The sequence below is a fragment of the Myxococcaceae bacterium genome, assembly GCA_016000045.1.
Taxonomy (GTDB): domain Bacteria; phylum Myxococcota; class UBA727; order UBA727; family JABDBI01; genus AER2-1.
This window is the reverse complement of record JAECQY010000003.1, coordinates 29,347-43,127: the sequence shown is the minus strand read 5'-3', so window position 1 is coordinate 43,127 and position 13,781 is coordinate 29,347. Positions and strand designations below refer to the sequence as shown.

Annotated in this window: 14 protein-coding genes and 1 tRNA gene; 5 read left to right on the top strand and 10 right to left on the bottom strand. The window is 48.3% G+C overall.

What is annotated here, in order from left to right:
- The first annotated feature begins 69 nt into the window (after window positions 1-69).
- The 3 genes from menB (at window position 70) to I8H75_02250 (ending at window position 1,425) form a co-directional block, all read left to right on the top strand.
- The gene (gene menB / locus I8H75_02260; protein ID MBH2006159.1) at window positions 70-867 is read left to right on the top strand and encodes a 1,4-dihydroxy-2-naphthoyl-CoA synthase; all 798 of its coding nucleotides are present in this window, start codon (window positions 70-72) and stop codon (window positions 865-867) included.
- Window positions 868-869: 2 nt separating this feature from the next.
- On the top strand, window positions 870-1,358 hold the full coding sequence (gene tsaE, locus I8H75_02255; protein ID MBH2006158.1) for a tRNA (adenosine(37)-N6)-threonylcarbamoyltransferase complex ATPase subunit type 1 TsaE: 489 nt from the start codon (window positions 870-872) through the stop codon (window positions 1,356-1,358).
- A tRNA-Met gene (locus I8H75_02250) sits at window positions 1,349-1,425 on the top strand. Before tsaE ends, I8H75_02250 begins: the two co-directional genes overlap by 10 nt.
- A 14-nt stretch (window positions 1,426-1,439) precedes the next feature.
- Here I8H75_02250 and I8H75_02245 read toward each other — a convergent pair.
- Genes I8H75_02245 through atpD form a run of 3 tightly spaced genes read right to left on the bottom strand, consistent with a single transcriptional unit; the run spans window position 1,440 to window position 3,640 of the window.
- Window positions 1,440-1,826, bottom strand: coding sequence for an iron-sulfur cluster assembly accessory protein (locus I8H75_02245; protein ID MBH2006157.1), 387 nt, complete (start codon window positions 1,824-1,826; stop codon window positions 1,440-1,442).
- Between the two features lie 9 nt (window positions 1,827-1,835).
- Window positions 1,836-2,216, bottom strand: a complete 381-nt coding sequence (gene atpC, locus I8H75_02240; protein MBH2006156.1) for an ATP synthase F1 subunit epsilon — start codon at window positions 2,214-2,216, stop codon at window positions 1,836-1,838.
- On the bottom strand, window positions 2,213-3,640 hold the full coding sequence (gene atpD / locus I8H75_02235) for a F0F1 ATP synthase subunit beta (protein ID MBH2006155.1): 1,428 nt from the start codon (window positions 3,638-3,640) through the stop codon (window positions 2,213-2,215). The genes atpC and atpD overlap by 4 nt, the downstream gene beginning before the upstream one ends.
- Before the next feature lie 116 nt (window positions 3,641-3,756).
- Between atpD and I8H75_02230 the strand changes: the two genes are divergently transcribed.
- Window positions 3,757-5,064 carry a hypothetical protein gene (locus I8H75_02230; GenBank protein MBH2006154.1) on the top strand — a complete coding sequence of 436 codons (1,308 nt, stop codon included), beginning with the start codon at window positions 3,757-3,759 and terminating at the stop codon, window positions 5,062-5,064.
- Here the strand turns inward: I8H75_02230 and murA are convergent.
- Both murA and prmC read right to left on the bottom strand, forming a co-directional pair.
- Entirely contained in the window at window positions 5,058-6,383 is a 1,326-nt protein-coding gene (gene murA / locus I8H75_02225; protein MBH2006153.1) for a UDP-N-acetylglucosamine 1-carboxyvinyltransferase, read from the bottom strand. The genes I8H75_02230 and murA overlap by 7 nt on opposite strands.
- Entirely contained in the window at window positions 6,376-7,053 is a 678-nt protein-coding gene (gene prmC, locus I8H75_02220; GenBank protein MBH2006152.1) for a peptide chain release factor N(5)-glutamine methyltransferase, read from the bottom strand. The genes murA and prmC overlap by 8 nt, the downstream gene beginning before the upstream one ends.
- A gap of 73 nt (window positions 7,054-7,126) precedes the next feature.
- On the opposite strand from prmC, the gene I8H75_02215 reads away from it, so the two are divergent.
- Window positions 7,127-7,312, top strand: coding sequence for a twin-arginine translocase TatA/TatE family subunit (locus I8H75_02215; GenBank protein ID MBH2006151.1), 186 nt, complete (start codon window positions 7,127-7,129; stop codon window positions 7,310-7,312).
- Here I8H75_02215 and I8H75_02210 read toward each other — a convergent pair.
- From I8H75_02210 to I8H75_02190, 5 genes are all read right to left on the bottom strand, one after another.
- Window positions 7,242-7,733 (bottom strand): hypothetical protein, encoded by a 492-nt coding sequence (locus I8H75_02210; GenBank protein ID MBH2006150.1) that lies wholly within the window; start codon window positions 7,731-7,733, stop codon window positions 7,242-7,244. The genes I8H75_02215 and I8H75_02210 overlap by 71 nt on opposite strands.
- Window positions 7,690-8,178, bottom strand: coding sequence for a CarD family transcriptional regulator (locus tag I8H75_02205; protein ID MBH2006149.1), 489 nt, complete (start codon window positions 8,176-8,178; stop codon window positions 7,690-7,692). Before I8H75_02205 ends, I8H75_02210 begins: the two co-directional genes overlap by 44 nt.
- Window positions 8,179-8,408: 230 nt before the next feature.
- Window positions 8,409-10,118, bottom strand: a complete 1,710-nt coding sequence (locus I8H75_02200) for a hypothetical protein (GenBank protein ID MBH2006148.1) — start codon at window positions 10,116-10,118, stop codon at window positions 8,409-8,411.
- 292 nt (window positions 10,119-10,410) lie between these two features.
- Entirely contained in the window at window positions 10,411-11,595 is a 1,185-nt protein-coding gene (locus tag I8H75_02195; GenBank protein ID MBH2006147.1) for an ATP-binding protein, read from the bottom strand.
- A 134-nt stretch (window positions 11,596-11,729) separates the two neighbouring features.
- The gene (locus tag I8H75_02190) at window positions 11,730-13,616 is read right to left on the bottom strand and encodes a DUF1566 domain-containing protein (GenBank protein MBH2006146.1); all 1,887 of its coding nucleotides are present in this window, start codon (window positions 13,614-13,616) and stop codon (window positions 11,730-11,732) included.
- Window positions 13,617-13,781 lie beyond the last annotated feature (165 nt).

Genomic DNA, 13,781 nt, shown 5'->3' with positions numbered 1-13,781 from the left:
TTGACTGGTTTCGGGCTCATCGCATGGCAGCCAGTTGCTTGGGAAAAACGACCAGGCTATGAGCTTGGGATGAAGATCTACACCGATATTCTTTATGAAAAAACAAACGGCGTTGCTCGTATTACCATTAATCGGCCCGAGGTTCGAAATGCATTTCGACCTCGAACGGTCGTGGAAATGTCTGAAGCCCTAGAGAATGCTCGAGAAGACGCTTCGATTGGAGTCATTGTTTTGACCGGATCAGGTGACCTCGCCTTTTGCTCTGGGGGAGATCAACGGGTTCGTAAAGAAGCGGGCTATGAAGATGAAGAGGGAGTTCATCGGTTGAACATATTAGACTTTCAAAGGGCGATTCGAACTTGTCCGAAACCGGTGATCGCCCGCGTTGCAGGTTACGCCATCGGCGGTGGTCACGTGCTTCACATGATGTGCGATCTGACGATTGCAGCGGACAATGCCATTTTTGGCCAAACCGGACCCAAAGTCGGTTCGTTTGACGCAGGTTACGGCGCAAGCTACATGGCGCGCATTGTTGGGCAGAAAAAAGCGCGAGAAATTTGGTTTTTATGTAGGCAATACAGCGCTGAAGAAGCCCTTCAGATGGGACTTGTCAACCGAGTCGTTCCATTGGCTGAACTCGATCAAGAGGTCGATCGCTGGTGTCAGGAAATATTAGCCAACTCCCCCTTGGCCATTCGCTGCCTCAAGGCGGCTTTGAACGCAGATTGCGATGGTCAAGCAGGCCTTCAAGAATTGGCAGGTTGCGCTACCATGCTCTTTTATATGTCTGAAGAAGGGCAAGAAGGTCACCGGGCTTACTTGGAGAAACGCAAGCCGGATTTTTCGCAATTTCCCAGGAGACCTTGAACATGAAGTTTTCATGGATCAGCGAATCTCCTGAACAAACGGAAGCGATAGGAGAAATCTTGGCAAAGCACGTGGTACCGCCGATCACTTTGGCTCTTCAGGGAACTCTAGGAGCCGGTAAAACCGCTTTGGTGCGTGGACTCGTTCGGCAATTTGATTCGAAGTGTCTTGTGCGAAGCCCAACCTACGCGCTTGCGCATACCTACCCGACGGACCCACGAGTTCACCATGTGGATTTGTACCGCGTTCAAAACTTAGACTTGCTGGATTTAGGGATTGAAAATCTTTTGGATGATGCTGAAGCGATTGTGTGCATCGAATGGCCGGATCATCTGCAGAATCCCCTTCCTGAAAAATGTATTCAGATTGAGTTCAAAGAAGGGTCGCAGTTCCATCGAGAACTTGTCTTTTCGTTTTCGAAATCATTTTCGAGCGATTGGGTCTTGACACTTCAGCACAACCTGTTAGAAACAACTTCGAACGCGGGGTAGAGCAGCTCGGTAGCTCGTCGGGCTCATAACCCGGAGGCCGGAGGTTCAAATCCTCCCCCCGCAACCAATCATCCAACCACCTTACACTGAAAAAGACTCACCGCAAGAGCAAGATCTTTTAAAAGCAGGACTTTGAATTTTGAAGCCTTGGTCAAAGTCTAGCCAAGAACCTCCCAAGAGCGCCATAGAGCGCGGGTCGATGCAGACTGTGACCGAATCCTCTTGGATCACATGATCGCTTTCTCGAACAAACTTCTCAATCGCAAACAAAGGCTTGAGTCCTGAACATCCCCCACCCTGCAACCCAACGCGAAAGTAAGAAGCTTCCGGTTCTGCCAGGAGTAAATTTTGAAGCTTTTGAAGTGCAGCGGGAGTGATTCCCAAGCGTGATGCATCCAGCGGAGGCATCGCTTCAAAGCTCGGATTCAAAGGAATCGCTTTTTTTCTCTTAATCGATAGCAAAGACATCTTTCGAGTCTATACTATTTGGATTCGAGCCGCAACACTGGCAATTTGAGCTTGAATTTCACGCAATGCGTGCTCGTCTTCTACGAGGCGATCGGCTAATTTCGCTTCCAATTGTTCCAATAGCGTTTTCTCAGAAGCAAGATCCACTTCATGCGGCCAGGCAGCTCCTTCACAAATGACCGTGACACGTTTGGAGTCTACTTCCGCATAACCTGAAGCGACCATGAGTCTTTGATCCCCATAAGCCAGAGTTCCGGGCTTTAAAGCAACGAGGCAAGCTGTATGGCCTTCAAGGACCTGAAATTCACCTTGTTGGCCCGGTAAAGCCACCGATTCGCATAAAACTTTCAAAAGTGAACGTTGAGGGGTTACGACCTCTAATTCGATCATAACTTTTTGGCCTTTTCCAAGGCCTCTTCGATGGTTCCGACCATATAAAAGGCTTGCTCTGGGATATCGTCGTATTTGCCCTCGATAATTTCTTTAAATCCCCGAACGGTATCTTCCAGCTTGACGTATTTACCCGGACTTCCCGTAAAGACTTCTGCCACATGAAACGGTTGTGATAAGAAACGCTGAACTTTTCGAGCTCGTGCGACGGTTTGTTTGTCTTCGATCGAAAGTTCATCCATCCCTAGGATCGCAATGATGTCCTGCAAATCTTTGTAGCGTTGAAGAATCGATTGGACCTTACGAGTGACATCGTAATGTTCCTGTCCCAAAATATCGGGCGATAAAATTCGACTTGTTGAATCAAGAGGATCGACTGCGGGGTAGATTCCCAAGTCTGCGATGGAGCGACTGAGTACGGTCGTAGCGTCTAAATGCGCGAATGTGGTAGCAGGTGCTGGGTCGGTCAAATCGTCCGCAGGAACATAAATGGCTTGAACCGAGGTAATGGAGCCGTTTTTAGTGGTGGTAATACGTTCCTGAAGCATTCCCATTTCATTCGCCAAGGTAGGCTGATAACCTACAGCGGAAGGAATGCGTCCGAGTAAAGCAGAGAGTTCGGAACCTGCCTGTGTAAACCGAAAGATATTGTCCACAAAAAGCAGCACATCTTGGTGATGTTCATCGCGGAAATGCTCGGCAACCGTCAATCCCGAAAGCGCAACACGAGCACGAGCTCCGGGTGGCTCATTCATTTGGCCGTAAACCAAAGCCACTTTACTTTCCTCGGAAATGACCTTGCCGGTTTCTTCGTTAATTTTAATCACACCGGATTCGCACATCTCGTTGTAAAGGTCACGCCCTTCACGGGTTCGTTCTCCGACTCCTGCAAATACAGAGAGACCGCCATGGCCTTTACCGATGTTGTTAATCAGTTCCATGATCAGAACGGTCTTTCCGACACCAGCTCCCCCGAACAGGCCGATTTTACCGCCTCGAGCGTAAGGTGCGAGTAGATCAACAACTTTGATACCAGTTTCGAGAACGCTAACCTCTGTGCTTTGCTCGGTAAAACTGGGTGGTTCTCGGTGAATGGAGTTGAATTGAGTGCTTTCGATGGGGCCTTGTTCATCGACCGGCTCACCAATCACGTTCATGATGCGCCCCAGGGTGGCTTTCCCCACGGGTACTTGAATGGGAGCACCTGTGTTGCGTACTTGAGCGCCTCTGACCAAGCCATTTGTGGAATCCATGGCCACACAGCGGACCGTGTTTTCACCGACGTGTTGGGCGACTTCAAGCACGAGATTGTTTTCAAGAGTTAGGGCGGTCAGGATTTTGGGCAGTGATTCAGGGGGGAATTCCACATCTACCACAGGGCCAATCACCTGCGTCACTCGACCGTCTAACAATGCCTCTGCCATGCTTACCTATCTCCCATTCGATTCCCATCGCTATAGGGTAAGCGCAAAGTAAAATCAAGAGTATGCTTGAATTCGAATCGAAGCCAGAGTTAAGCTTTTCAATTGGAGGATAAATCATGAAACTAAAATTGTTACTGGTTCTCGCTTGTTTGCTGAGCAGCGGAATCGGTTGTAGCAAAAGCACAACGCCCGGCAATGTAGGAGACTCTTGTTCCCAAGACACAGATTGCGATCAATCTTTGGTCTGCGGAGCAAAAGTATGCCAAAAACAGACGACTCAGCTTTGCCGTGATGATTTAATTTGCGCCGGGCTTGGAACCTGCAACTCGATCACTCGTGATTGTCAATGCGGAGCAGCTGCAAATTGTGATAGCAAGCTTGCGAACGCTTGTACCTCGAATGCCTCTGGGAATTATTGCACCTGCGGTAAAAATTCGGCTTGTTTGACGGGTTCTACTTGCAATACCACCCTTGGGCAATGTACCTGCACAGTCGATGCGAACTGCGCCGCGGGTCAAACTTGCCAAAGCGGTATTTGTGCTGCCCAATCGGTTCGTTCGTGTCGAGACAATGGCCCTTGTGGCAATTTAGGAACGTGTCAATCCGCTGCAGGCAGTGGGCAGATTGCCGCGAACGGGAACCAATGTTACTGCGGTTCCAATAGCGATTGCTCTTTAGCGAATACACAATGCGTATCTAGCCAATGTACCTGCAATCATGTTGCAGCCAACAAAGCCGCGAATAGCTGTTCGACAACTCAAGGCTGGCAATGCGGTAACAATGCTGTTTGTTCTGGGGCTTCGGATACTTGTACGGACAACACGTGTGGGTGTGGAAACTCCGGCAGTCCTTGTCCATTTGATGAAATTTGTACCAATGGGGCTTGTGTTGGAAGCCGTCATGCTTTTTTGACGAACTCCACTTATACGCCAGGCACTGCATACAACCAAAACTCTTCATCCACAACTTTTGCAAGCCAAGCGGATGCCAACCAGATTTGCAATGATTTGGCCCATAGCGCTCCGTTGAACTATGGCGGGCAATGGGCGGCGGTTTTGGGAGATAAAACAAAATCTGCTTACAATTTCTTAGCTCAAGCGAATGGCAAAGCGCTCGATGCAACGCGAAACATTTACCTGGCAGCGGATCCAACTCTACAAATTTCTGGACCTCTTTTCCCTACAGCGAACAATAGTGGAAGCGACTTCTATGCTATTGCAGCATGGGCCAGCATAGGCTTTGATCCATTTTGGGTTTCGAAAGCGACCATTTATGAAATTGGCACAGATGGAACTTGCAACAACTGGGTATCCGGATCCGCTGACCTAAATGGAAATCAAGGAAAGCATGGCGATCAATGGACGAGTCGAGAGATGGCTTGTAACCAACCAGGAGCTTTGCTTTGTATTGAGCTGGATCAATAATCTGCGTTTAGCTTAAAGCTAGCCGCCTCAGCAGGCGGCTTATCTTCCTGTGTTCGAACCTGGTCAGTTACTCGCTGAATGCGAGCACCCAGCGCCGAGAGTTTTTTCTCTAGAGCCACGTAACCTCTATCCAAGTGATAGATTCTGGAAACTTCGCTCACACCCTCTGCCGCCAAAGCGGCGATGATCAAACTCGCAGAAGCCCGAAGATCCGTTGCCATGACCTGCGCCCCACTCAGCTGTGCAACGCCTCTGACCACAGCCAGATTTCCATGCATCGAAATATCTGCGCCCATGCGCAAGAGTTCTTGGGTATGCATAAATCGATTTTCCCAAATATGTTCTTCAATGTGACTCGTTCCATCCGCAAGAGACATGCAAGCCATAAACTGAGCTTGCATATCCGTTGGAAAACCCGGGTAAGGCTCGGTTCGCACATCGACCGATTTCAAACGATCCGGTGCCATAACGCGAAGCATGTTGGGCTCTTCCGAAAAACGACAGCCTGCTTTTTGGAAACAGTCTAAAGCAGCGCTTAGATGCGTTGGTTGGATGTTGCGTATGAGCAAGTTGCTTCGGGTGGCAGCCGCAATGGCAATAAAAGTTCCTGATTCAATACGATCCGGCGCTACTCGATGATGCATCCCCTTCAGGTTTTGGACGCCCTCAATCTGAATCATGCTGCTGCCTGCCCCAGAAATACGAGCTCCCATGGTACTCAGCGCTTGCGCTAATTCTTCGATTTCAGGCTCTCGAGCCGCATTTTCTAAAACGGTTGTTCCTTTAGCCAAACAAGCCGCCATCATGAGATTTTCAGTAGCTCCAACACTCGGGATATCAAAGACGATACGATTCCCAATCAAACCACCAGCAGGAGCTTCTGCTTCGACGTAACCATGCTCGAGCGTCACTTTTGCGCCCAATTGTTCAAGACCGCTTAAGTGCATATCGATGGGGCGTGCACCGATTGCACATCCGCCTGGTAGGGAAACTTTTGCTTTTCCAAATCGCGCCAGCAAGGGTCCTAAGACGAGTACAGAAGCTCGCATTTTGCTGACAACATCGTAAGTGGCTTCTAGGCTCGAAATGGATCGAGCGTCTAAAATCATGATGCCCTGATCTTCCGTGATGCGAACTCCTAACCGGGAAAGCAACTCCGCGGAAGTGGCAACATCCGCTAGGTGCGGTACGTTTTCAACCATGCTTTCATCGCTGGCCAAAAGAGTCGCTGCCAAAATCGGTAAAGACGCATTTTTCGAACCCGAAACGCTCACTTCCCCTTCAAGTACCTTGCCACCTTCAATTATAAGCTTATCCACAGACTATCTCCACAACCCGATCTTGCCCAGCAAGATCTTGCATAACTTTACCAATACCTTCAAAAAATGGGCCTTGATCGTACCCGATTTCCATCAAAACAAAAGCGCCTTTTTTTAATACCTTGCAAGCTTTCTGGAGGATTTGCTCATGATGCCCCAAACCTTCGGCTCCCATACCAAGCAAGGCCATTTGGGGCTCAAAATTTAGAACTTCGGGCATTAAGACAGGATAAGCTTCGGGTTTAATATAAGGAGGATTCGCAACCAAGAGGTCAAATGAAGGCCCTTCGCCCAAAACGGGATCCAGTAAATTTCCTACTCGTACTTCTACTCGATGTGCTACCTGATGGCGAAGCGCATTACGTTGAGCTACCTGAGCGGCCTCAGCACTGAGATCAATGGCTACCACGGAGAGATTGGGACGCTCTCGTGCCAAAGCGATGCCTACGCAACCCGAGCCTGTGCAAACATCAATGACGCGTAAAGGTCGATCGGTTGGCAAACGCTTGAGTGCAGCTTCAACCAGCAGCTCGGTATCGGGTCTCGGGATTAAAACGTCCGGCGTGACCTCAAAATCATAACCGTAGAATTCACGATGCCCTGTGATATAGGCCACAGGTTCTCCTGTTTGTCTGCGCTTTACAAAATTTTGATAATCTGCCAAAGCCATCCGCAGGCCCAGCCTGTCACAACGAAAAGCGTGCGCGAGCAAGACTTCTGAGTCGAGGTCTAAAGGGGTGAAAATGTTTGGTGTTGGCCCATGGGAACTCATGCTGGTATTTGCGATCGTTCTTCTCCTATTTGGAGGAAAACGTCTACCCGGGATTGCAACAGGACTTGGTAGCGCCATTCGAAATTTCAAGAATGCTTTGAAAGATTGCGAATCAGAACAACCCCAAAAACCAAAAACGCCAGACCAAATAGCATAGGGTAACGCCACTGCTGCATGGGTTCTTCTCCTACCAGCAGGAGCTGAGCGCCCTCAGGGATTATCATGCCCAGTCGTTCAATAAAAAAGCGACGAACGGTTCGAAATTGACTTTCTTCGCCAAAATCAACCAAGCGCCCGTGGAGCTTTATTTGTGTAAATGGCTGCAGCGGCTTTTGGGTTGCCACAAAATACGGTTGCCCAAGAACATTTCGAATTTCAATAGGACCCAGCCAGAAGGTGCCGGGTAAAAACCCGGAGACCTCCCCTGCTCGATTCCCCAGAACACCTTCAATTTGTGTAGGATGTCCGTTAAAAAAATAAACAAGGCTCGGAACACGGTCCCATAAAAGCCAACTCAAGCCAGCCGCTAAAAAGCTAACAGCGAAAAATCGACCGAAACTTAGTTTCCACTTCCTCATGCGAAATTCCTTTCGATAAACTGAGCTCTCGAACCAATAAAGATCGGGCCGTATCTAAAATTTTTCGCTCTCCAAAACTGAGTTCTTTATCTCCCCTCAAAACGTACAAGTCTCGTAAGACTTTAGCGACTTCAAAGATGGAACCCGATTTAATCTTTTCAAGGTATTCTCGATGCCTTCGATTCCAAGTCGTCGATTCAACAACTTTTTCACGTTTTCTAAGAATCTCGAAAACCTGATCCGCTTCTTGGCTGGACACAATTTCGCGCATGCCAACCTGATCAACGTTCGGAGTCGGAACCATGACCCGCATCGAGTTCTCTAGAATGCTCAAGACATAGAAGGTTTGCGGATCCCCTCCCATCTCTCTGACCTCGATGCTGATAACCTCAGCAACCCCATGCGCGGGGTAGACCACTTTATCCCCTACATTAAACTTGATCATGGGTTCGAAACCTGACACAAAAAAGCGGATTTGCCTAGGGCGTGTCCTCAATTTGAGTTTGCCTAAAATTGGGGATGAGTAGGTCCGAACACGTATGAGACTGGCGGAATAAAAGAAACTTTTCCAAAGGAGCGCCCCCTTTTATTCAGATTAAAGCACCTGTTTAGTCCAGCAGATTGTGTCTGGCTGTTCATGGGTCTCTGATATTGGGGCCGATACCATCTATACAACTACCTCGTCTGTCTTTTGGCAATCAGTTCCTCAATCTTGGACACTACTTCTCTGTCGAGATGCTGTAACCAGCGCTCGTAAGCCTTCATACTGGCTACTGGGCAATACCAAGTCTTCTTCTCTGGATCCCACCGCGCTCCAGCTTTGATCGCTTTAACATCTTCTTTTTCACGAAACTGCGCGGAAAGATTAACCCGATTTTGAGCTAATATTCGCTTGGCTTGATTTTCAATCTCTTGCTGGTGTTTTCTTTCTCTTTCTGGCTTCTTAAATTCATATGAAATACTGTCAAATCGCTGTTTTTCTTCAAGTGTAACCCTGCGACGCAAATTTAATTCATCTTCTTCCAACTGAACTTTTTGTGCTCTTAGTGTCGCATCCACTTCTTCTCTCGCTCTTTTGCGCTTTTGATTGCAGTCATAGCATCGCCTCCAACGTTTCAAATCATCTTTAGTCATCCCCTCGCCGCAACAAGGACATTCTCCGCGGCAACTCACACACACAAAATCTGATCGATACTCAGAATCTGAGCCAGGGGCAATTTCATGCAATTCAGTCTTAAGGAACCCTTTATTGCACTGCTTGCAGGGTCTGCACTTACGTTGTTCACACTTGAGACAGATTTCGGTTGAATCAAAACGCACAGTAAATGAGTTGTTGTTGAATCCATTAAGCACATCTGTTGCGTTGACTTCAATTAAAGTAATCCCTCTTTCGGTCAGAAAGTTTGACTTTTCCGCGTCAACCGCATGCGTATGATGGACCTCCAAAGCGGTATGCTCTTTCCCATTTTTAGTCACCATCACATCAACAATCTTCCGGTGTTCCACAGAACGCTCTTCTTGGGCAGAAAAGCCCTGTAAACTTGAAAACTGTCTAACCCCCAGTGGGTCTGAGCATTCACTGCATTGCTCAATAAATCGCCACCTATCTAAATTCTCTGATAAGTACTGCTTTGCCAATCGATGTGCAAAGGTTTCAAGAGCCCCTCCGCCACACGAACTACCACCACGATGGGCAAAATGTGCTCGATTGACCTCACCGTTACGAAAAATCAGACGCTCACGACACCCCAAACAAACATACCTTTTCCGCTTGTCTGCACTATTCGCATGAACCACTCGTCCGCTATCAGACTCCTCTGCCCACAGATGTCCGCCGCAGCCTTGCTCTTGTAAGCCCGGAGCTTCAAGTAAGCCAGGCATAGGAATTTGTGTTGATATGGGAACCGGCCTCAGATCATCGCCAGGATTCTCCAAGACTCCGAGGAAATGCCCTGTACTGCTTGCTGCATAAACAAGTAATCCACGCCATTGACTGGGATCCAAAAGCCGCGCCAGCTCTAACAGCAGGCTCACATAATTGTCTGATTCGCCTAGCTTAAGATTCTCTGGCGATTGAATCGTACGTCTTCTGTCTTGAAGCCTACTACACAGATCAGTGATTCGATCTCCTCTTAGGGCAATCAACCTTTCGAGCTCAGATTGAGGTTTTTTGAAAAGATCGCGGTATGGTTTTCTAGTCCTCGCTTCTTTCTCAATATCATGAGTCTGTCTAACAGAATCTGTAATGGACTTGGCAATCGCCTGGTAGCCATCCCATGGCCTAAAAAGATGAGTGGCTCCCAAAAATACAGACGACTGAGCTTGAGCCTGGGTCAAACAAAATACCAGGTGAAATCCTACCAACATCACATTTCGTAGATTCATTGCGATACCTCATAAAATCAATTAGTTTCTACAGGCGTAAACAGGCTTGAGCAATACCTGGATAAATCCCGCGTCACTGATATAGTTTCACAAATTGAAACTCTTTATTGGGTATCCAAAGAGCTCTGGGAGGCATTTTTCCGGAGTAGGTACTCATCGATGGAAGTTACATTCGCGCTCACCAGCATGCAAGCCCAGTTCAACACGGTGCCTTACAAAATCCACACGATTCTGACAGATAATGGTGTGCGGTTTACGGGTAAAAACACGGTTGGTTCGTTTTTTTCAGTATCTAAGGACCTAATAGAAAGTCAGCCGCATTCTGTTGCTGAATGATTATGGCTTCGTTCGCCTGTGGAAATGATTCATAGAAGCTACCCAGTGCTTTCTCGTGCCTGGGCTTCGCTTCCTGCCAGGTGACTTGATAAGGCGTGATTGTATCTCCAGAGACCGTAACAAAATCCACTTCGCCTCCCAAAGGCGATTCCCAGTAGTACACCTGATCACACTGTTGTTTTAATTTCAAAAAGACAAGCTGCTCGAGTGCTTTGCCGTAATCACGACTTGTGTTGCTGGTGACTGCAGTTCGTAGACCAGGATCAATGGGGTAGAATTTTTTATGGCGGCTCAAACGTTTCTTTTCCGAGAATGCAAAAAAAGAACAATTAAATAGTAGATAAGCCTGTTCACAAGCCAACAGATGGTTTTGAACCGTTTCTACAGTTAAATGAGTGATGGCAGCGATTTTTCTGTAGCTTAATTGTGACCCACAAGTATCAAACGCCAATTTAGCAACTTGTTTAATCGGATCAACAGATCGAGCTCCAACACGCCTTAATACATCTCTTAAAAGGATGTCATTAAAATATTCCTGCAACAAGAGTTTGGGCTCACCATGAGTCAGTGTCCTAGGAAATCCTCCGCTCATCAAATAAGACTCAAGCATTCGCTCTGGAAACAATTTTAAATATTCCCTAAACGAAAATGGATATAATTGGAGTGTTCTGTGACGCCCTGTAAGAGCTGAATCAAACTCCCCACTGAGCAATACAGAACTTGAACCTGTGACAACAAAGTAATTATGCTTTGGCCTTTCTAGCTGCATGTGCAGCCATTTTTCCCAGGCAAACACATGTTGGATCTCATCAAAGAAGAAATAGCATGGCTCGTTGGTGGGTCTATCTTTCCGGGCGATTCGTACAATATCTCCCAGTAGTTCGTGGTTCAAACAATTGATAAGACGCGGATCTTCAAAATTGCAATAATAGCAGTTTGCTAAACTAAACTGGTAGTGAGCTGGTATTTGCTGCAGTAAAGTCGATTTACCTCCACGGCGTACCCCTTGGATAATTAATACCAAATCTGCGGATAAACTTTTGGGTAGTTCGACATCTCGATGCACATCGGCTGTAGAAGGCGCTTTTTCCCAAAAGCTCCAATCATTTAAAATTTCCATCAAATCTATTTCGCTTAACACGCTGTCGATCGTACAAGACAATTTTATTTTTGTCAATCATAGCTGACAAATAGGTATCCGGAAGGGCCGCTAAAGGATGTAGTCGCGACATCTATCAATGCTCATGCAGGCTTAATCGGTTAAAATCCCCGTTTTCAACGCACACAACGGACAAAGTAAGTATTAGTAAAGTAACTCGTGTAGACAAGGCCAACACCGAAATGTACACCCCATTCGCGGGACGCGGATTCAACCAGAGACGACCAAAACCCGCTCGCCGGTTCCCCCGAAAACACCGTCGTATCCATCATCAAGCTTCCATAGGCCTTGCTGTAATCCACCAGCGTTTGTAGCTCTCGGTTTGTTGGTAAGCGCCACGTTCCCGCTCCAGAACCGCCTAGATTCAGACTGCTGCAGTAGGCGATAGCCTGCGATTGAGTATAAAGCCCGTTACCATTCGGACCCCCGCTGGTAGGCGCTACCTTCTGCCAAATCAAACCCGTGACCTGATCGGTCACCGTCCCTAATGCCGCGCCACTTTCAATCGTATATCGGTTCAAAGGAAGAGGTGCCTCTGAAGGCGATCGAACACAACGAACGTAACCCTGAGAAGCTACCGCAGGCGTACAACTCGGGTTATATTCCAAGCTCTCCAGAAAACCCGAATAACAAGCATTCTGGCCAAAGCTCACCCACCATGGATTTTTGCTGGCAGAACCTACTAAAGGCGTCGATGTGTAAAAATAGTTCAAAGGAGTCCCCGAAAACACCGCGTTGATTCCAGGCGTCGAGCCTGTAGAAGCAATCGTATAGTCCACCAAGGTGAGTAACTCCACGTTATTCGGAAGCCTCCAATCCGAATAGCCTCCGGTAGAAGCAGCCGCGCAGGAAGAGACCCCATTGCCCCAACTCATCACGGACGCACTTGGACTTAGTTGCCATTGCAAGCCTGTTAGAGCATCCGTTACCACGCCGTTGCTCGTCGAATAGCGAGTCGGTTGGCTCGTGCCATCCGCATAGACTCCGGTACTTCGATGCCAGGCGGCAAAGAGACCATTGTATAGAGTTACACTGGAACTTGGATCTTCGCTGGGAGTGGCGGATTCTGTCCAACTAAGGTTCGGCGAAAGGCTGAGACTTGAGCTGCTGCTCAACGTCTTGGCGCAGCTGCCGGTCTGGGTCGATGATCGACTGGGCTCAGGACTCGGACTCGCGCTGAGGGTCTGGCTTCGACTGTTCGTGTCACTCATGCTCCCATCGTCGCTTTCCGTTCGCGTCAAAGTCGGTTCAAGAGTTCGTGTACCGGAAACACTTGGTGAAAGACTCGGGCTCGCGCTGAGGATCTGGCTTCGACTGTTCGTGTCGCTCATGCTCCCATCGTCGCTTTCCGTTCGCGTCAAAATCGGTTCAAGAGTTCGTGTACCGGAAACACTTGGTGAAAGACTCGGACTTCTACTCGGGCTCAGCGATTCGCTTACACGGTGGCTTTGGGTGAGCGAAGCGCTCGGAGCCTCCGTCAGGCTCGGGTTTGTCTCCGTATGCGTGATCGATGCACTGCAGGTCGCGATTCGTGGGTAGGCCGCAATCGCATAGTCTTCGTCATACAACGCCAATCGACCCGTCCAGTCTACCCATGCATTCACCAGCACAATGTGACTCCGCGTAATTTCGTAGGCGTAGTCCCAAGGCAAACGCGTCTGATTCGTCAAAAGAGGGGCCACGCTTAGCACCGCCGCTTCTGGAGAACTGATATTGCAACTCACTCGTTCGAGAATCGTATTCACGTACAGCGAGCAATTTGCGATAAAGATCCCCGTGTAACCGGGCTGCGCTTTGATTTGAGGCGCTAAGGCCTCTAAAACTCCTCGGATGCCGCTCAATGATAAAGCTTGGGCATCCGCTCGAGTGAGCAAACGATTTTCAAACAGCTGCACCCAAGAAGCCGAGGTAGCAGCGTCCACGGAAGTCAAATTCACCATACCGGCTAAACTCGAAACAGCCAGAGCTCCCAAACAAGCAACCAGCAGACATCTAGAAACCATTTTTCTCCTCTTCAGAACCCAGTCCACCCTAGCACTCTTTACTTCTCCAGAGCTTGTTCGAGTTAAGGGCGTTTGAGATTGGAAAGGGCTCACTTGGGTACCTAAACCTTCTAAAAAATGTTAGGATGTTTGTAAACCAATCCCTTGCCGTAAAAGAGATTCCTT